Annotated in this window: 17 protein-coding genes; 9 read left to right on the forward strand and 8 right to left on the reverse strand. The window is 65.3% G+C overall.

All coding sequences use genetic code 11. From position 1 onward, the window contains the following. On the reverse strand, window positions 1-498 hold a 498-nt coding region (locus D4754_RS18520), incomplete at its 3' end, for a replication initiation protein (protein ID WP_163025972.1). Window positions 499-1,030: 532 nt separating this feature from the next. Here D4754_RS18520 and D4754_RS18525 point away from each other — a divergent pair. Further along, window positions 1,031-2,419 carry an AAA family ATPase gene (locus D4754_RS18525; protein ID WP_420837222.1) on the forward strand — a complete coding sequence of 463 codons (1,389 nt, stop codon included), beginning with the start codon at window positions 1,031-1,033 and terminating at the stop codon, window positions 2,417-2,419. A 1-nt stretch (window position 2,420) separates the two neighbouring features. Beyond that, the gene (locus tag D4754_RS18530) at window positions 2,421-3,524 is read left to right on the forward strand and encodes a ParB N-terminal domain-containing protein (RefSeq protein ID WP_121066487.1); all 1,104 of its coding nucleotides are present in this window, start codon (window positions 2,421-2,423) and stop codon (window positions 3,522-3,524) included. A gap of 271 nt (window positions 3,525-3,795) precedes the next feature. Here the strand turns inward: D4754_RS18530 and D4754_RS18535 are convergent, their stop codons facing one another. Continuing rightward, entirely contained in the window at window positions 3,796-4,809 is a 1,014-nt protein-coding gene (locus D4754_RS18535; protein ID WP_121066490.1) for a LysR family transcriptional regulator, read from the reverse strand. Window positions 4,810-4,980: 171 nt separating this feature from the next. Here D4754_RS18535 and D4754_RS18540 point away from each other — a divergent pair, with 171 nt between their 5' ends. Continuing rightward, a complete protein-coding gene (locus D4754_RS18540) occupies window positions 4,981-6,240 on the forward strand; it encodes a xanthine dehydrogenase family protein molybdopterin-binding subunit (protein WP_121066493.1) in 1,260 nt (419 codons plus the stop codon). 92 nt (window positions 6,241-6,332) lie between these two features. Here D4754_RS18540 and D4754_RS18545 read toward each other — a convergent pair whose 3' ends face one another. From D4754_RS18545 to D4754_RS18555, 3 genes are all read right to left on the reverse strand, one after another. Next, entirely contained in the window at window positions 6,333-7,868 is a 1,536-nt protein-coding gene (locus D4754_RS18545) for a bifunctional aminoglycoside phosphotransferase/ATP-binding protein (RefSeq protein WP_121066496.1), read from the reverse strand. 116 nt (window positions 7,869-7,984) lie between these two features. After that, window positions 7,985-8,812 (reverse strand): universal stress protein, encoded by an 828-nt coding sequence (locus D4754_RS18550; RefSeq protein WP_121066499.1) that lies wholly within the window; start codon window positions 8,810-8,812, stop codon window positions 7,985-7,987. Then, a complete protein-coding gene (locus tag D4754_RS18555; protein ID WP_121066502.1) occupies window positions 8,812-9,237 on the reverse strand; it encodes a phasin family protein in 426 nt (141 codons plus the stop codon). The genes D4754_RS18550 and D4754_RS18555 overlap by 1 nt, the downstream gene beginning before the upstream one ends. Window positions 9,238-9,574: 337 nt before the next feature. Between D4754_RS18555 and D4754_RS18560 the strand changes: the two genes are divergently transcribed. The 5 genes from D4754_RS18560 (at window position 9,575) to D4754_RS18580 (ending at window position 13,962) form a co-directional block, all read left to right on the forward strand. After that, complete coding sequence (locus tag D4754_RS18560) at window positions 9,575-10,831, forward strand: hypothetical protein (RefSeq protein ID WP_240453941.1); 1,257 nt, start codon at window positions 9,575-9,577, stop codon at window positions 10,829-10,831. Continuing rightward, a complete protein-coding gene (locus D4754_RS18565; protein WP_121066505.1) occupies window positions 10,828-11,583 on the forward strand; it encodes a COG3904 family protein in 756 nt (251 codons plus the stop codon). Before D4754_RS18560 ends, D4754_RS18565 begins: the two co-directional genes overlap by 4 nt. Window positions 11,584-11,683: 100 nt before the next feature. Continuing rightward, entirely contained in the window at window positions 11,684-12,229 is a 546-nt protein-coding gene (locus tag D4754_RS18570; RefSeq protein ID WP_121066508.1) for a YaeQ family protein, read from the forward strand. Window positions 12,230-12,410: 181 nt separating this feature from the next. Next, the gene (locus tag D4754_RS18575) at window positions 12,411-13,052 is read left to right on the forward strand and encodes an HhH-GDP family DNA glycosylase (protein WP_121066511.1); all 642 of its coding nucleotides are present in this window, start codon (window positions 12,411-12,413) and stop codon (window positions 13,050-13,052) included. 244 nt (window positions 13,053-13,296) lie between these two features. Continuing rightward, window positions 13,297-13,962 carry a L,D-transpeptidase gene (locus D4754_RS18580; RefSeq protein ID WP_121066514.1) on the forward strand — a complete coding sequence of 222 codons (666 nt, stop codon included), beginning with the start codon at window positions 13,297-13,299 and terminating at the stop codon, window positions 13,960-13,962. Window positions 13,963-14,010: 48 nt separating this feature from the next. Here D4754_RS18580 and D4754_RS18585 read toward each other — a convergent pair whose 3' ends face one another. From D4754_RS18585 to D4754_RS18595, 3 genes are all read right to left on the reverse strand, one after another. After that, a complete protein-coding gene (locus D4754_RS18585; RefSeq protein ID WP_121066814.1) occupies window positions 14,011-14,280 on the reverse strand; it encodes a hypothetical protein in 270 nt (89 codons plus the stop codon). 236 nt (window positions 14,281-14,516) lie between these two features. Next, on the reverse strand, window positions 14,517-15,299 hold the full coding sequence (locus tag D4754_RS18590) for a ZIP family metal transporter (RefSeq protein WP_121066517.1): 783 nt from the start codon (window positions 15,297-15,299) through the stop codon (window positions 14,517-14,519). Window positions 15,300-15,325: 26 nt separating this feature from the next. Beyond that, window positions 15,326-15,781 (reverse strand): DUF411 domain-containing protein, encoded by a 456-nt coding sequence (locus tag D4754_RS18595; RefSeq protein WP_121066520.1) that lies wholly within the window; start codon window positions 15,779-15,781, stop codon window positions 15,326-15,328. A 135-nt stretch (window positions 15,782-15,916) separates the two neighbouring features. Here D4754_RS18595 and D4754_RS18600 point away from each other — a divergent pair, with 135 nt between their 5' ends. Continuing rightward, window positions 15,917-17,944 (forward strand): putative bifunctional diguanylate cyclase/phosphodiesterase, encoded by a 2,028-nt coding sequence (locus D4754_RS18600; RefSeq protein WP_163025974.1) that lies wholly within the window; start codon window positions 15,917-15,919, stop codon window positions 17,942-17,944. Window positions 17,945-17,987: the final 43 nt, after the last annotated feature.

Below are 17,987 nucleotides of genomic sequence, written 5' to 3' on the forward strand. Positions count from 1 at the left end.
CCCCGTCCGCAGGAACCGGTAGCAGTTTTCATAAAGCGCCAGCGCATGGCCGCTGGTGAACCGACGCTGGATGTTGAGGTTGATCAGCGCAAAGACCTTCGGGTCGTTCAGCTTTTCCGCCAGCGCGGGGGAATAGGCATATTCGCAGATCCCGCCCTTCAGCTTGGCATAGCTGAGCAGCGCCGAGACGCCCCATTCCTGCTGCCCCTGCTCGTCCAGCATGTCCCATTCGGCGACCGTCTCGGCCAGCCCGCGCAGGCTGGCCTTCAGCGTCTCCATGTCGTTCGAATTGTAGCCGATCATCAGGCAAAGCGTCCTGGCATCGATCCGGTGCACGGCCTGGCTGACCAGCGTGTCATAGGCGTTCAGCAGCAGCACGTTCGACAGCTTGCGTTGCAGCAGCGTCAGCTTGCCCGAGACATGGATCGCTGCGACGTGTTTCTTCACCTCGCCCCGGCGCAGCGAGCCCGTCAGTTGTTCCCGCGGAATATCGTCCATGCGCGCCCCCGGGCGATTCCCATCTGCCCAAGTATCGGCTTCAAGGTACCCGCTGGCAAGTCCGGGTTTGGCACCTATAGCGCGGACAGCCCGGGCTCCCATCGCCAGTGCATAGGTACCCGGTTACGGGACCCGGGCCGCGCGGACCGGCCCCGGATCCCCCTGATCGTGCCCCTCTGCCTTGCCAGAGCACAAGATATCCTTGATTTTCAGAGCAGATCGACTCCGCCCGCCTGCCCTTCCTGCGAATCGGAGCCCCTCTTCCCGTAAACGGGTCCCCTATCCCCCGTAGACGGCGCCGCGTTCTCCCGTATGCGGGCACCTGTCAGCGGGTAAATATCTGATTTCACATACAGAAATGAACCGTAAAGTCTTTAAATACCTGAAAGGATTCTTAAACGTTCGTGATGTTTTCGATTTCATCAGGTAAAAAAGGGATGGAACAGGTCTGATCGATTCCCATCCGGCCTCTCATGTGCCATAGTTCGCAGCATATCCCCTTCAAACGCGAACATGCGGAGCTGACATGGTGATGAAACCGGGCAACGGATCCCGGGCGGGCGTGCCCTCCTACTTCAACATAGACCCCGCCAAGGCCGCGGAAAAGCTGTCCGAACCCATCGACACGACCCGCTTCGCCAAGGCCGCCGCCTTTGCCGCCCGTGGCCGCGACGACCTTGCCAAGAGGGGCTACGCCCCCGATGGCCAGAAGCGGCTGCGGTCGTTTTCCACATGGGAGATCTGCCGGTACCTGATCCCCGTCGCCCCGGCCCATCTCAGGCGCGTGCTGAAGGCCAACCCGGAGCTGCCCCAGGGCACGGGGGAAGGCGGCTCGAAATGGTTCACGCTGGAGGAGATCCTGATCCTCCGCGATCACTTTGCCACCGAAGGGGCTGCCAACCGGGAATACCGCGCGTGGCGGCCGGAAGGCCTGCCGGCCAAGGTGGTGGCGGTGGCCAACTTCAAGGGCGGGGTCGGCAAGACCTCGACCGCCGCGCATCTGGCGATGTCGGCGGCGCTCGATGGCTACAAGGTGCTGGTGGTCGATCTCGACAGCCAGGGCTCCATGACGTCGATCATGGGGGGCAAGGTGCAGGACGAATGGCAGACCGCCTTCCCGCTTCTGGCCCGCGATTTCGCCCGGCATCTGGAGGCCGAGAACAAGGTCCGTGCCGCCTCGGGCGATCCCACGATCCCCTTCGACGAGACCCTGACAGAAGCCCTGACCATCGATCCGGCGTCGCTGATCCAGCCCACCCACTGGCCCAATATCGACCTGATCGGCGCGCAGCTGAACCTCTACTGGTCGGAATTCCAGGTGCCCGTCTGGCGGATGCAGGCGCGAACTTGGCCGCTGTGGGATTCGCTGTCGAACGCCCTGACCGAAGGTGGGCTGCTGGACCGGTACGACCTGATCTTCCTCGATACCCCGCCGGCGCTTGGCTACCTGACGATCAACGCCTTGGCGGCGGCCGATATCCTGCTGGTGCCCCTTGGCGCGTCGTTCCTGGAATTCGATTCCACGGGCCGGTTCTTCGACATGATCTATTCCACCTTCGCCTCGATCGAAGAGGGCGAAAACCGGATGCGGCGCAGCGATGGGCTGCCGGAAATGCGGTTCGAATGGGATGCTGTCCGGGCCCTGATCACCCGCTTCGATGCTGCCCAGCAATCTGATCTGGCCAACGTGATCCAAGCCTATTTCGGTGATTTCATGACCACCTACCGGCAGGACGTGACGGCCATGGTCGGGCAGGCGGGAGAGCAGGTGTCCGGCATCTACGAGGCCGATTACCGTGATTTCAACCGCGACACCTATGTCCGGGGGCGCGAGACGTTCGACCGCACCTGGGCCGAGGTCAAGGACCTGATCCTTGGCACATGGTGGCGCGATCAGCAGATGGCGAACGCGGAGGGTTAAGATGGCCAAGCGACGCAAACTGGAACTGCCCTCGGCTGACGATCTCAGCCGCTACGAAGACGAGTTTCGCCGCGAAACCCCGGTTTCGCGGCCCCCGACATCAGCCCCCATCGCGCAGGTCGCGGCAGAGACGGCCGCCGGGTACGATGCCCGACCGCCGGAGGCCCGGGCCGAGGCGGCGCGGGACCGGAAGGATGCCGTAAGGCTGCGCGATGCCGAGGGCAGGGGCCTTGTGATGGCCGAGATCCCGCTGGAGGAGATCGACGCCGATGCGCTGGTCCGCGACCGGGTGGCGCTGGACCAGGTGGAGATGCGGGAATTGGAGAAATCCATTCTTTCCAATGGCTTGCGTCTTCCGATCGAGGTTTTCGAGTATCCGGAGGCCGAAGCGCAGGCCAAGGGCGCGCGCTTTGGGCTGCTGTCGGGCTACCGGCGGCTGCGGGCCGTGCAGGCGCTGAAGGGGCGGGCGGAGGACGACCGGTTCGATACGATCCGCGCCGTGATCCGCGACCCCGACGCCATGGGCGGCACCTTCGCCGCGATGGTCGAGGAGAACGAGATCCGCGCCTCGCTGAGCCATTTCGAACGTGGCCGCATCGCCGTGATCGCCAGCCAGCAGAGCGCCTTTCCGGGGGTCGAGGCGGCGGTGGACGCGCTGTTCCCGCAGGCGTCGAAGGCGAAGCGGTCGAAGATCCGGTCCTTCGCGCTGATCTTCGAGGAACTGGGCGACATGCTGACCTTCCCCGACCTGATCAAGGAAAAGGACGGTTTGAAGCTGGCGCAGGCTTTGCGCGACGGGGCCGAGAACAAGCTGCGCCGGAGCCTGGCGGAAACCGTTCTGGACACGCCGGAAGAGGAAGCCGCGGCGCTGGCCCGGGCGCTGGAGGATCTGGACCCGCCCAAGGCCGATCCGCGCCGGGGCGGGCGGCCGAAGAAGGCGCCGAAGGAGCGCCGGGCCGGGGAGATGCGGCTGGACAGCGGCGTGACGCTTGTCAGTGCCGAGGACGAGCGCGGCTGGATGATCCGGCTGGACGGCAAGCAGGTGGACCGGGAGCTGGTCGAAGTGGTGATGGCCGAAGTCGCCCGCCTGCTGGACACGCCCTGACCGAGGTCGATTTCGTGTATGGGAACCGGTGAGACCGCGATTTTATCGGACGTGACGCGATGAGAAGGAAGCAGGCGGTTTCATCCCTGTTTTCGGTCTTTAACCGCCGGCCGGATCGTGCACGGCATCCCGTTTCGCCCGGAAACTGCGCCTGTGTGCCGGCCATGCCGGGCGGCACACGGCCGATGTTCCGGGCCGCCATGCCCGGCAATCGCACGGTGTCACACGAGAACGCCGGCGATGCTTTCGGTGCAGCCGCGAGACGGCAATGTCACACCGCGCCGGGCAATTCGATGCTGGCGAAACGTTCCATCGCAAATTCGTAGAACACCGCCGGGGCGAAATGCAGGCTGCTGCGGGTGCGCACAAGCAGGGCGAACCGGTTCGTCGGCAGGCCCGGATCTTCGAGCGGCCTGAAACAGAGCTGCCCTTTCGTCAGTTCGGTCTGGGCGCCGATGGGCGTCATGATCGAAACGTAATGCCCCGCCAGCGCCAGCTGCACCAGCATCCGGATGGAGTTCGCTTCGACGATGGGCGGCAGGGACGGGCCCGCCTGTTCAAGGAACGGGTCGATCACGCCGCGCAGGGAAATTTCGGGGCGGGCGATGGCGATGGGATAGCTCAGGCAATCGTTCAGCCGCAGGATCTTGCCCGACGCCAGCGGATGGTCCGGTTTCATCAGCGCGCCCACCCGCACGTCGCGGCGCAGGGCAATTTCAAGGCCTTTCGGCTGCTCGTGGATGAACCCGAAACCGATATCGACCTCATCGTTCAAGAGCTTGTCGAGAACATCGGCCGAGGACGTGACGATGATGTCCAGATGGATGCGCGGGTGTCTCTGGCCGAACTCGGCCAGGAATTGCGGCAGGAAGGACAGGCCCACGCTTTCCACGGTGGCGATGCGCACGCGCCCCGTCCGCAACCCGCGCAGCATTTCGATTTCGGCCAGGGCCGTATCGAAGGTCGTCGCCAAGAGCCGCGTGTGCCGGTAGAGGACCTCTCCCGAGGGCGTAAGATGAAGCCGCTGGCGGTCGCGTTCGAACAGGGTCAGCCCCAGCGCGGTTTCCAGCTGTCCGATCTGGCGCGATATGGCCGACGACGCGACATTCAGCTGGCGCGCCGCCTCGCGCATGGACAGGTGGCGCGCGACCGCGTTGAAATAGATCAGCGACGGCTGATGAAAGACCCGGGCCATATGCGCGGGGGCCAGGGCGGTGTCGGGCCGCGCATCAGCGACCGGTCTTGGCACGGATTTGCCATCCGGGGTGGCGTCGCCATTCTCCAAAGTCGTCGATCCTGTCCAAGCTGTTGCCTATCCGGCAACACTCTGCGCTCGGATTGAAAATATCAAGGACGTGAATATTGCCGCAAGGTCGCGCTGCGACTCGACCGTGGCGGGATCGCTTGTTCCGGCTGGTTAAGAGTTTTGGGTTGTATAGGGGCGCGGGTGGATCCGATGACGGTCGAGTCGTTCTTCGAACGCGGCGAAAGGGCAGGGCCTCCTTCAGACCAGAGGGGGGCCGGTGGCTTCGATTGCCCGGCGGAGCTATCGCATGCCGGTGGGCGCCGGTCTGTCTTCGATGCCGCAGACGACAGGCGCGTTGCGGACGGCATGACGCATATGAAGATCGTGCGCGCGCCCCATGCCTCTGCCAGGGTCTTGTCGGTCGATGCCGCGGCCGCGCGTGCCATGCCCGGCGTCATCGCGGTTCTGACGCACGAGGACGTCGCCGATACCACGATCCTTGATCCTGTGATCCGGTTCGCGGGCCAGCGCGTGGCGGCCGTGGTGGCCGAAACAGAGGCCGTGGCCAAGGCCGCGTGCCGCGCGATTACCGTCGAGTACGACGTTCACGATCCGGTCACGGACCCCCACGCCGCGTTAAGCCCCGACAGCCCCAAGGTGCACGAGACGGCCGACAGCAACATCGTGGCCGAACTTCACGGGAGTACCGGCGATGTCGACACCGGGCTGACCTTCGCGTTCACGGTGCACGATGCGACCTACACGCAAGATGTCCGGCCTGTGCCTCCCGATGGCCGCGAGTGTACGGGCTGGCTGGACGATGACGCGCGGCTGATCCTACGCACGGCCGCGCCGTCGCCCGCCCGTATCGGCGATGCGCTGGCAACGCTTCATGACCTTCCGCGCGCGCACGTGCATGTCTTGGGCGAAGCGTCCGGGCCGGGCGGGCCGGGCATTTTGACCGAAGACATCGTGGCGCTGGCGGTGCTGAAAACGCGCCGTCCGGTGACGCTGAAAGGGTCAGGCCCGGAGCGGACCGAGGGCACCGCAGAATGTAATCCGATCGAGGTGCGCGTGCGCCTCGGGGCGTCACACGGTGGCAGGCTGACGGCGATGGACCTGCGGGTCGTGTGCAATGTCGGGGCTTATGGCGGCCACGCCGCCGGGGCGCTGATGCGCGCCGTTGGAGAGTCGGTGGCGCCATACAAGTGCCGCAGCAAGCGGATCGACGGATACGCGGTGCGGACCAACACGCCGGCGCCGGGCACCTTTTTCGACGACTGGGTCGCAAAGGCCGATTTCGCTGTCGAACGCGCGATGGACGATCTGGTGGATAAGCTGGGCCTGGATCCCGTTGCCTTCCGCCGGATGAACGCGATCGGGCCGGCGGATCCGGCGATCTCTGCCGATGGCAGCCACGTCAGGGCAGGGGGCGGCGTATTGACCGATGGTCGCAACGAGAGCGGTTGATCATTCCCGGCCCGTAGAACCCTGCCACTCGGGTTGTGAGCACCTCGCGCGCAGGTGCCTGTATCACATCGGATAACATCGCCTGCTGACTGTCATGCGGGGCCTGTGATCTCGACTTCCGTCATGGCCTGTCTGGCCTGATCCAGCGTGGCCCGGGGCGTGCCGGACGCGTCGATCTTTTGCCAGGACAGGGGCCCGGTGCCTGTCTCCAGTTGCATCATTAGGACACTTGAATCCGCGTCCGAGGCGTCGCCGACGCGCGCCTCCAGCCGCGTCGTCAGCGTGTCCCGGGGCGCGTCCAGCCAGAAACCGCTGAAGGGGACGCCCGTACGGGCGGCGGTGGCCTCGGCCTCGTCCCGGAGGGCGGGGTCGATGAAGGTGGCGTCGAGGATCACCGAATGGCCCGCGTCCAGTATCGTTGCGGCCCGGTCGAACATGGCCTCGTACACCGCGTCGCGCCGGTCGGGCGCGTAATCGCTTGTGGCCAGCTTTTCGTCCGGCCGCTGCCCGGCCTTGCGTTCGAGGTCGGACGACAGAAGCACCGCGCCGGGGAGCGCGCCAAGGCCGGGCGCAAGGGCCCGGGCCAGCACGCTCTTGCCGCTGCCCGAAAAGCCGCCGACCGCGATCAGGCGCGGCGGGCCGGGGTCAAGCGCCCGGCAGGCAAGATCGAGATAGGCCGCCACCGCGTCCGCCGAGGCGCCGGCCCGTTCGCGCGCGGCGTCGGTCTGCAATTGCACCATGGCCCGGATCGCGGCCCGCACCGACAGGAACAGCGGCAGCGCCGCCAGCCCCGCATCCTGCGCCCCGCGGAAATCGCGCAGCCACGCGTCCAGCACGCGGCACCCCTGCCGGTCCAGATCGCGGTGCAGCAGGTCCATGATCAGGAAGCCGATGTCGTAGAGCAGATCGCAGGTGCCCAGATCCTCGTCGAATTCCAGTGCGTCGAAGGGGACGGGGCGGCCGTCGATCACCACGAGGTTGCGCAGGTGCAGATCGCCATGCGCGCGGCGGACATGCCCGTCCCGGCCCCGCACATCGAGACAGGCGCCGACGCGGTCCAGCGCCCGGGCGGCCGCGTCCTGCCATTCGGACACCCGGCCGGTGCCGTCGGCGCCGGGGAATTCCGCGAAGACCCGGCCCAGTTCATCGAGGATATCGGCCATCATCGCGCGGCCCGGCTGACGGCGTTCGGGCGTCTGTTCGTGGTAGCGGGCAATCGCCGCGCCCGTGTCGGTGGCGAGCCGGTCATCGAAATCGCCGCGTTCGGCGATCCGCTCCAGTTCGTTTTCCGCCGGAAAGCGGTTCATGCGGAGCACCCAGTCCACCGCCTCTCCGTCGCCGCCAAGGGCCAGCCCGTCTCCCGCCCGCGTGACCGGCATCACGTCGCGGTAGATGGAGGGCGCGGCGGGGCGGTTCAGTTCCAGTTCGCGGTCCAGGATCGCGTGGCGCAGGTCCACCGTGCTAAGGTCAAGATAATCGTAGGTCACCGCCCGCTTCAGCTTCAGCGCCGCGTCGCCCTGAAGGAAGATGACCGAGCAATGGGTTTCGACCACCTCGACGTCCGAGCCGTCATCGCCTTCGAACCCGGCGCCCGATTTCAGGAAATCTATCGTTTCAGTCTGGTCCATGGGTGCGCTCCTGTCTGCAGGACGCGGGTCACGGGCGCGCCGACCCCGTCCGGCACTGCGGGAACGGCCGCCGGCTGTTCCCCTGTCGTCTGGTTCACGCCGTATCCGTCGGTCAGTCAGTGGGCAATCAGGAGCGGCGTGTTGGACATTCCCGGGAAATCCCGCGTCACGCCGCCCAGAACGAACTCCCGGAACCGCGAATGGCCATATCCGCCCATCACCGTAAGATCCGCCCCGATTTCGATCTGCCGCTGCCCAAGTGCTTCTGCCGCCGGTCGGCCATCGCCGGCAATGCGCGCGACCGATACGACAAGACCGTGCCGCGACAACATCACCGCGAGGTCCTCGCCGCTCTGGGCCTGTTCGGAGGAGGGATCGACCATGGCGATTTCGACCGTGTCGGCGGCTTCCAGCATCGGCCGGGCCCGGCGTACGGCATGGAGCGCGGAGACGTTGCCATCCCACCCGATCATCACCGTTTTGGCATCCGGCTTCATGCTGTCCGGTCCCACCATGACCAGCCCGTCGCCGGTAAAGAGCGCGCCTTCGAAAGCATCCGCATCGGTCCGGTCGAACCGGCCGTCTTCGGGCGCGGCCAGAACGACAAGATCGGAATACCGCGCGCGGTGGCCGAAGCGGTTGGACAGGGCGCCGGGGGTGGTGACCAGCGTCGACACGTCCGACCGCACGGCTTCGGCTTCAAGGCGGGAGCGCATCGTGCGGGCCAGCGCGTCGGCCCCGGCCACCGTGTGTCCGTGAAAATCGTTGCGGAAGGCCGTCTCTCCGAACCCGGCATAGGCGCCTGTCGGGATCTCGGGTTCGATGCCGATGGCCACCACGCTGACATGCGCGTGGTAATGCCGGCTGACGGCAAGCGTGGCGGCAAGCCGGCCGTCATCCCGGGCGGTTCCGTCGGCATAGGTCAGAACTGTCTTGATGGGCATCAGGCGTCCCCCTTCACTTTGTCCGTGGTGCCGCGCTTCAGCGCGGCGCCAATCGTTTCGTTGAAATGGTCATGCAGGTCGGCGGACGTCTGTCGCGCGGTGTCGGTCCACAGGCCCAGCATCCGTTGCCATTCCTCGCTGTAATCCTTCTGCGTCTCCTCTGTGAACGCGGCCCAGTGGCCGATTGTTTCACCGGGATGCCCGACATCGGCCAGTTCCCCGATGAACGCGCGGTCGCGGTCCAGGCGCCGGGCCACGAAGGACAGGTGTTCCTGCCCCAGGCGGGCCATCCGCTCTGCCACGCGGGCCTGGACATGGGCGCCGGCGTGAAACAGTTGACGGTTGAGCTTGAGCGCCGCGCTGGCGTCGACGTCCGGTGATGCCGGGCCGTTGGCCGGGCTGTCGGGCGTGGTCTGTTTCGCCATTGTCTTCCTCCGTCGATGTTTTCATCGTTGGGGGCATCATGACATTCGATTTTCGGAATGCATTGACATGCGTCAATCCGCGGATCTTTTATGGGCTGAATGGATTGTGGCAAATGCACGCATCGCGGGAAGCTGTTGGCCCTGACGTGCCGGATGCGGCGGGCGCGGGCGACCCTGATGTCGGAACAATTGTTAAGCGACGGCGCCTTGGCGATCACACTTGCGGGATGCCGGTGGACTCTCGTCGAAGACGTGCGAAATAGTTAACGTCACCGACCGGATGCGGCCCTCGATGGCGATGGCGGCCCACGCACGTTCCACTTCGCGGAGATGTATCTTGACCCAGGACACCAACGGGCTGCGGCACGCGCGCGATGTCGAAGGTCATCTGACATGGCTTGAAAGCTTTACCTCTGCCGCGCTTGGCATTCTGGCCGTCGCCTCGGGCATCTATACCTATCTTGGCGTCCGGGGGCTGCTGGACGACAGCGGCGCGCTGTCGCTGTTCGCAGCGATCGCCTATTCGGCCGCCGTTTCGACGGGCATCTTCGTGTTCTGGTCGTACCTTCTGCGCCTGCTGCCGGCGATGCGCACGACGGCGACGCGGCTTTGGCTGGTGCTGGCGATGGTGATAGGCTCCGGCGCGATCATTGCCATGTCGTCCTGGCTGAACGCGGCGGCGCTTGCGGGTTCGGCCGCGGTGGAACAGCATCTGGCCAGGACCGTGCAGGATTACCAGGCCTCGCTGGAACGCGCGCACGAAGTTTCGCTTCAGGGGCAGGCGTTGGGGCTGGACGTGGCGCGCACGCGGCAGAGTTTCGAGGACCTTTCGGCGCAGGAGGCGGGCGGCGGCCTGTCGGGGCTGGCCGGGCGCGGCGCGGTGTTTCGGGTGCTGACGCAGAAGTCGGACGAACTGGCGGCGCTTGAGGAATTGATCCAGGCGCAGGAGCTGCCCATTGCGGCGGCCTTTGCGGAAGGCAACGCGATCCTCAGCCGAATGCGCGCGCTGACGGTGGCGCCCGGCGCGGTCGAAGACAGATCCGTCCAGTTTTCGGAGGAAGCGGTGAGGCTGGCGGGCGTGATCACGACCCTGCGCCAGCTTTCCGTGGCCTCGCTGGTGGACCGTTCGGCGCGCGATCTGGCGCAATCGGTCGTGCTGCCGCGGCTGGACGCGACCAACGCGGGCGGGCAGGCGGCACAACAGGCGACGATCACATCGCTTCTGGAAGTGCTGGCCCAGCGGGCCGAGACGCTCCAGGCGGCGGCGTCGGACGTGCTGGCGCTGGAGCCCGCGTCCGACGTGATCTACACGCCGATTTCCACCGCCGATGCCGTGATCCTTTATGCCCGCAACTTCGTCCCGTCCTGGGCCGGGGCCATCGCGATTGATCTGTTGCCGGCCGTGCTGGTCATGATCGTGGCCGTGGCGCAGGGGGCGATCCGGTCAGGGCGGGAGCCGTCGGATCCCAAGGATGCGCTGACGGTCGCCGAATTGCAGGCGGCAATCGTCGCGCTGCACGACATGCAGACCCCGCCGCCGCAACCGCCCAGGGACGCAACCGAACGGCCGCCCACACCGCGTGTCGTCGAATGACGGATCAGACACAATCCGCGCCCCCCGCTCGGACCGAGCGGCGCACGATGCGCTGGCTGCTGGGCGGGCAGGTGGTTGTCGCCCTGTTCCTGATCCTGTCCGATGTCGCGGGGATGTTGCCCACGCTTCTCAGCCCCGGGTCGGACGCGCCCGAGTTGAACAGCCCCACCTATCCCGGCGATCAGACCCGGCGCTATCGCCCGTCGAACCCGACACAGCCGGGCGCGGGGATCGATCCCGACATGCCCAGCCAGCTGACGCTGACGACACAAGGCACCGATACGGTGACGCTGCGCGGCGCCATCTCGCCGGGTGACGGGGATCGCATCGGCGCCGAGCTTCAGCGCATCGCGCCTGCGACGGCGGTCATCGAAAGCCCCGGCGGCAGTGTTGCGGATGCGCTGGAGATCGGGCGCGCGCTGCGCCGGCTTGGAATCGCGACGCGGCTTCCGGACGAGGGCGTCTGCCTGTCCGCCTGTCCCTACATGTTCGTGGGCGGAGTGGACCGCACTGTCGGGACCGACGCGCGCCTGGGCGTTCACCAGCACAGTTTCGGGGAGTCCACGATGCTCCCGGCCTTCCTGGCCACGCAGGACATTCAAAGCGGTCAGGCGAAGGTGCTGGCGCATCTGGATGACATGGGGATCGACCTGCGCATCATGGGCCCCGCGCTGGCGACCCCGGCGAACGAGATCTACATCCTTACGACGACCGAACTGGCCGACTGGAACGTCGTCACGGAAACGCCGTAGCGTCCCTTGACGCTGCCCCCGCCGGGTTCCGTCCCTATCCGCTTTCACAAAGCCACGAGACCGACTAGTCATCGCTATCTTGGCGCGTGAGGGACCTTTCATGGCACAGAATTCCACCATCTACAAAGTCGAACTCTCTGTCGCCGACATGGATCGTCACTACTACGAAACCCACAAGCTGACCGTGGCCAAGCACCCGTCGGAAACCGACGAACGCCTGATGGTGCGGCTTCTGGCCTTCGCGTTGAATGCCGATGAACAGCTTGAGCTGACCAAGGGACTGTCCACGGATGACGAACCCGACATCTGGCAGAAAAGCCTGAGCGGCGAGCTGGAACTGTGGGCGGCGCTGGGACTGCCCAGCGAGAAGGCCGTGCGTCAATCCTGCAACAAGGCCGGCAAGGTGGTCGTCTATGCCTATGGCGGCCGGCCGGCCGAGATCTGGTGGGACAAGATCAAGAACAGCACGACCCGTTTCGACAATCTTCAGGTCATGAACTTGCCCGAGCAGGCGACCAGCGATCTGGCGGAACTGGTCAACCGCTCGATGAAGCTGCAGGTCAATATCCAGGACGGCGATGTGATGATCAGCGTCGACGATCGCATCGTCTACGTGACCCCCGTCGAATGGAAGGGCGCGGCCTAGGCCCGGCCCCGTTCTGCCGGCTGCCTTCACCTGATCCGGAGCTGCCCGAACGACACCTGCCACGCGGATGACGTTCCCGTCTGTTGACGGAACCAATCGGCGCATCCGTCGTTTTCATCGAAAGTGCACGCGGGAGCGCGCGGAAACCCGATGCGCCCCGCAGGACCACAGGAGAAATCCCATGGCGGACGGCGACGCGAAGATCGATAGGCTGCTTGAACGTCACGGGCAGACCTATTGCGACGAGCTTGGCATCGACATCGCGAACAACACACCCAGCGTGCTGTTCCGCTGCCTGGTGGCCGCGATCCTCTATTCCGCGCGGATCAGCGCCGACAAGGCGACGCAGGCGGCCCGGGCGCTGTCCGAGGCAGGCCTGACCACGGCCGACAAGATGGCGGCGGCAAGCTGGCAGGACCGGGTCGATGTGCTGTCGGCCAACGGCTACAAGCGCTTCGACGAAAGCTACAGCCGGAACCTTGGCGATACCGCCGCGGCGCTGCGCGACGACTATGGCGGGGATCTGCGCAACCTGCGCAAGGCCGCCGGAGAGGATCCCGGCGACATGCGGCGGCGGCTGAAGGCGTTCAAGGGGCTGGGCGATGCCGGGGTCGACATCTTCTTCCGCGAAGTGCAGGTGGCCTGGCCGGAAGTTGCCCCCTTCGCCGACAGGAAGGCGCTGAAGACCGCAGAGAGCCTGCGGCTTCCGAAGACGGCCAAGGGGTTGGCGGGGCGGGTCAGCGACGCGGACTTCCCGCGACTGGTGGCCGCGCTGGTCCGCACCGATCTGGCCGGGGATCACGAGGCTATGAACGGGCGATGAAAAGGCGCTGATCGCACTCCGGCACAGGCGCCAACGGTGGGTTGGCGGAGCCGGTTCGCGGACCGCTCCGTCGTCGGGTCACGAACTTTTTTCTTGAACTTCCGGGCGCTTTGGGCGTTACGCCAAGGACCAGGAGCGTTACCCGGGACAAGGTTGCAAGAGCGATCTCATGCCAAGCCGAACGTGAAAGCGTACGGGGTCCGGCTCGGCACCGCCGCCCGAAATCGTTAAGGAGCCAGGAAAGATGCTGACACGACGACACTTCATCCAGACGACAACCGCGCTGTTTTCGGCGTCTGTCGCCACCCCGCTCCTGGCCAGCGGTCGGCCGAGCCAAGCGCAAATGGCGGCGTGGGACGCCCAGGTGACACCGCCCGGATACGATCCGGCGACATCGAACCCGTGGGGCCTGAATCCGCGCTTCCTGCCGCAGCGGGTGGTGGCGAAGGGGGGGCTTGTCCCCGGGGACATCCATGTCGATGCCGTCGCGCGGTATCTCTACCACATTGAAGAGGGCGGCACCGCCATGCGCTATGGCGTGGCGATCGCGCGGGGCAACCTTTACGAACCGGGCACGTACACGATCAAGCGCAAGGTCGAATGGCCGCGCTGGACGCCGACCCAGAACATGATCGACCGCGATCCCTCCCTCTACGCCGGTATGGCTGACGGCATGGATCCGGGGCCCCAGAACCCTCTCGGCTCGCGCGCACTCTATCTTTATGTCGGCAACCGGGACACGTATCTGCGCATTCACGGCACGCCCCAGCCGCAAAGCATCGGCGGGCGTGCAAGTTCCGGCTGCGTGCGCATGGTGATGGCGCACATCAACGGCCTCTATCCCAACGTCACGACGGGCTCGACCGCGTACCTGTATTCGGCCGAGGACAGCGTCACGCCAAGAAGCTGATCGGCGGTTCTGGCTGGTCCCCGCCGGTCCGATGTCTTTGCGGGCGGATCAGGCCGTGGTCGAGGTGCAGATGGGGTTCCCGCCTGTCGAGCGCAGCGGAAGCAGTGTGACTTCCACCGGGCCGCTGTGTTCGTACCAGTAACAGCCGTCCTCGGGGCGCAGCCGCGCTGTGCCCAGATCCTGGCCGGGTGCGGCAATGGTTGTCACGGACTCGGGCAGGTTTCCGACATTTGCCGGAGAGCTGCCATCCATCATGAGTTCCGTGCAACCGGCAAGAAACAGTATTCCTGCCATTATCGGCACGTAGAGTTTGCGCATGTCTACCTCGTTCATCCAGATCGCTTGGTCCCGGCATGCACTGCTTTGGCCGGGTCGTTTGAAGGGGCGGTGACTTCGCGGTCACCGAAGGGCGCCATTGGCCCCTGAAGCTTTGGCCACTCTAGGGGCTATGCCGATGTGGACGCAATGAATCCCCGAGGGCAATCCACGTCATGGGACGGTCCCCGCCGGTCGCAGAAGGCCGCCAAAGGCGCAACCGGCGATGCGGGATCGCTTTACCCCAGCCAGACGTCGAGGAACAACATGATGACAAGGCCGAAGGCAAGGCCGAGCGTCGCCCTGTTCTGATGACCGGAGCGGTGGGTTTCGGGAATGATCTCGTGGCTGATGACATACAGCATCGCACCTGCCGCGAAGGCCAGACCCCAGGGCAGAAGGGGCTGCGCAAGGCTGATGACGCTCGCGCCGATAAGGCCGCCGACAGGCTCCACGAGCCCGGTGAGGGCGGCGATGCCCCAGGCGCGCGTTCGGGAATAGCCTTCGCCAAGCAGAGACACCGCGACCGCCAGGCCTTCGGGGGCGTTCTGCAGCCCGATGCCGATCGCAAGCGGCAGCCCGCCCGATAACCCGTCAGCCCCGAAACCGACGCCGACGGCCAGGCCTTCGGGGACGTTGTGGATGGTGATCGCGATGATGAAAAGCCAGACGCGGCGCAGCGACACGGCATCGGGACCCTCGCGCCCGGATTTGAAATGCTCGTGCGGTATCTTTTCGTTCATCAGCGCAACCGCACCCATGCCGAGCAGGATCGCGAGGCAGACGATGGCCGCGGGGGTGGCGGAGCCGTCGAATTGCCTTTCGGCCGCGTCGAGCGCCGGGATGATCAGCGAAAAGAACGAGGCCGCAAGCATCACGCCCGCTGCGAAGCCCAGCAGGAGATCGCGGGTCGCCCGCGACGGGATGCGCCCGAAGAACACGGGGAGCGCCCCGACAGCGGTCAGCGATCCGGCGGCCAGGCTGCCAAGAAAGCCAAGCGCTATGGGGGAGAGGGTGTCCATGTTGTCAGGCGTTCCCGGAGTTCAGCTCAGGCGCCGGGGTAGCGCGTATAGACCTCGGTCGATCCGTCTGCGCGGATCAGGTAGACATCGTAGGCCTCGCGCTCGTCCTGCGGTCCCATGCCCGGCGATCCGTAGGGCATTCCGGGCACGGCAAGGCCCACAGCGTCCGGCCGTTCGTTCAGCAACCGATGGATATCGGCGGCCGGGACGTGGCCCTCGATCACGTACCCGTCGACGAGCGCCGTATGGCAGGACACCATGCGTTGCGGCACGCCATGGTCGAGCTTGAAGCGCACGAGCGACCCGCCGAACATGTCTTCGCCCGTGGGCTGGAAGTCGTGCTGCTCAAGATGCTGCATCCACGACAGGCAGCAGCCGCAGCCATTGGTTTTCTTCACGTCGATCGGGATCGCATCGGCGATGGCCTGCGCCGCGGGGAGCAGGGCCAACGCGATGGCAAGGGCGGGAACGTGCCGTTTCATGGGTCAGGGCCTTTCGGTTGGTGTCCGGGCGGTGCGGCCGCCCAACTGTTCGGTCAGACGCGAGTGTGCGTCGGGCAGCCGCCCGAGAGCAAGCCGGTCGTCCGCGAAACGCCGGTCGCGATGCCTGCAACGCCGATGCGGTCGATCGTTTCTCCGGTCCTGCGGTGCTGCATTACAGGTTTTGTAAACAATTTGTCCGAGACTGGCCGTTCGCCGGTCCGGAGTACCAACATGTTGCGTCTGCTCGCCATTGTCATACCGGTCGCCACGCTGGCGATCTGGTTGCTGATCAGCACGCTTTCGAAATTCTACGCGGAGCAGGCGATTGCCAGGGATGCCGGTCACAAGGCCCTGCACTGGGGCGAATACATGTCCGAGCGGGTGCCGGAGCTTGAGCAACTGATTGCCACCGGGATTCCCTCGCCCGAGCAGAAGCAGATCATTCGTCAGATACGGACCCTGGGCGACGTGTTCCGCTTCAAGCTGTTCGATGCGAACGGGCGGCTTGTGCTGGTGTCCGACGAAAATTCCATTTCGAATCCTGTTGGCGTGTCCGCAGAACACGACCCCGAGACGATGACGGCGGTACGCACGCGCAAGTCTGTGATCGCCGTACGTGACGGCGCAGAAACCAATGGATGGCCGGATCTTTATGCCGAGGCCTACGTTCCGCTGCTGGATGATCTTGGCCGGATTGCCGGTATCATCGAGGTTTACGTCGACGTCACGAGCACCGAAACCTATTTCGAGGAGAGCTTCGACAAGTTCGGCGTGATCGTTTCCTTCGCGAGCGCGCTGTTGTTCCTGCTTCCCGCGGTGGGCTTTGCAATGCAACGTCGCACGGCACATCGCTCTCTGGAGGAGGTCGAGTATCTCTCGCGGTACGATCCGCTGACGGGACTGGCAAACCGGGCAGAGTTCACGCGCCGTGCCGGGGCGCTTCATGCGGACGGCAAGCTTTCGAGCCTGCTGTTCATCGATGCCGACAAGTTCAAGACCATCAACGACACCCACGGACACGCGGTCGGCGATGCCTTCCTGGCGCAGCTGGGCCGGATACTGACGTCACAGACAGAAGCCTGCGATATCGTGGCCCGGTTCGGTGGCGACGAATTCGTGGTCGCGTTCTGTGGTCTCAGGACCGAGATGCTTGAACCGCGCGTTCGGGCCATACTGAAACAGTGCGCGCAGCCCCTGCTTGCGGATGGTGTCTCGATAACGGGTTCTGTCAGCATCGGCGTGGCTATCGCGTCCGAAGGCAACAGCTTGCAGGATACCATCGCCCAGGCCGACGCCGCTCTCTATTTCTCCAAATCCGAGGGTAGAAACCAGTTCGCGATCTACGGCGACAGCATGGGAGAGCAACTTCGTCGCCGCGTCGAGCTGGAAACCCTGGTCAGAAACGCCGCCGAGAACGAGACCTTTACCCTCGACTACCAGCCGCTGGTGGCAGGGGACGATTTTCATCCGATCGGATACGAGGCTCTCCTGCGCCTGAAAAGAGAGGACGGCACATTCGTGCCCCCGGTAGAGTTCATTCCCCTGGCCGAGGACATGGGCCTTATCGACAAGATCGGCCGTTGGGTGATCTACACCGCCACACGGGCCATTTCCTTGCAAGCGGGAGAGCTGAAGATCGCGGTGAACCTGTCGGCGGTTCAGTTCCGGCGGGGCGATCTGCCCGAGATCGTGGCGGATGCTCTCGCGCGATCAGGGCTGCCCGCCAACCGGCTGGAGCTTGAGATCACCGAGTCGCTGCTTCTTGGCGACGACCCGTTCGTCCTGTTCCAGATCGATACTCTCCGCGACATGGGCGTCGGCATCGCGATGGACGATTTCGGCACCGGCTATTCCAGCCTGGGCTATCTGTGGCGTTACGGTTTCGACCGTATCAAGATCGACCGCTCCTTCGTCGCGGGACTGCTGGACAACCCCGAACGGTCCCTGGAGATCCTGGATTCGGTTGTCATGCTGGGCAAGAAACTGGGTATGAAAGTAACCGCCGAAGGTGTCGAAACGGAGGAGCAGTCAAAGCTTCTGACCAAGCTGGGCTGCGATGTATTGCAGGGATACATGTTTGGACGGCCTGCGCCCCTGCCGGACGTCCCCGGGTCGCGGGAAACGCCGGAGACCGTTTCGCCTCCGCTCTCCCGAGAAGCATGAGGTCCCAGCCTTGGCGACGACCTGTTCGATTGCGGGCGCCGGT

It is taken from the genome of Chachezhania antarctica, assembly GCF_003646465.1.
Classification (GTDB): domain Bacteria; phylum Pseudomonadota; class Alphaproteobacteria; order Rhodobacterales; family Rhodobacteraceae; genus Chachezhania; species Chachezhania antarctica.

Bases quoted from the DNA above. Each gene is read 5' to 3' on its own strand.
- D4754_RS18525 (WP_420837222.1), top strand. From the start codon at position 1,031: ATGAAACCGGGCAACGGATCCCGGGCGGGCGTGCCCTCCTACTTCAAC.
- D4754_RS18585 (WP_121066814.1), bottom strand. From the start codon at position 14,280: ATGCGCAAACTCTACGTGCCGATAATGGCAGGAATACTGTTTCTTGCC.
- D4754_RS18555 (WP_121066502.1), bottom strand. From the start codon at position 9,237: ATGGCGAAACAGACCACGCCCGACAGCCCGGCCAACGGCCCGGCATCA.
- D4754_RS18575 (WP_121066511.1), top strand. From the start codon at position 12,411: ATGGCGGACGGCGACGCGAAGATCGATAGGCTGCTTGAACGTCACGGG.
- D4754_RS18580 (WP_121066514.1), top strand. From the start codon at position 13,297: ATGCTGACACGACGACACTTCATCCAGACGACAACCGCGCTGTTTTCG.
- D4754_RS18570 (WP_121066508.1), top strand. From the start codon at position 11,684: ATGGCACAGAATTCCACCATCTACAAAGTCGAACTCTCTGTCGCCGAC.
- D4754_RS18550 (WP_121066499.1), bottom strand. From the start codon at position 8,812: ATGCCCATCAAGACAGTTCTGACCTATGCCGACGGAACCGCCCGGGAT.
- D4754_RS18530 (WP_121066487.1), top strand. From the start codon at position 2,421: ATGGCCAAGCGACGCAAACTGGAACTGCCCTCGGCTGACGATCTCAGC.
- D4754_RS18540 (WP_121066493.1), top strand. From the start codon at position 4,981: ATGACGGTCGAGTCGTTCTTCGAACGCGGCGAAAGGGCAGGGCCTCCT.
- D4754_RS18545 (WP_121066496.1), bottom strand. From the start codon at position 7,868: ATGGACCAGACTGAAACGATAGATTTCCTGAAATCGGGCGCCGGGTTC.
- D4754_RS18590 (WP_121066517.1), bottom strand. From the start codon at position 15,299: ATGGACACCCTCTCCCCCATAGCGCTTGGCTTTCTTGGCAGCCTGGCC.
- D4754_RS18600 (WP_163025974.1), top strand. From the start codon at position 15,917: ATGCGGTCGATCGTTTCTCCGGTCCTGCGGTGCTGCATTACAGGTTTT.
- D4754_RS18565 (WP_121066505.1), top strand. From the start codon at position 10,828: ATGACGGATCAGACACAATCCGCGCCCCCCGCTCGGACCGAGCGGCGC.
- D4754_RS18595 (WP_121066520.1), bottom strand. From the start codon at position 15,781: ATGAAACGGCACGTTCCCGCCCTTGCCATCGCGTTGGCCCTGCTCCCC.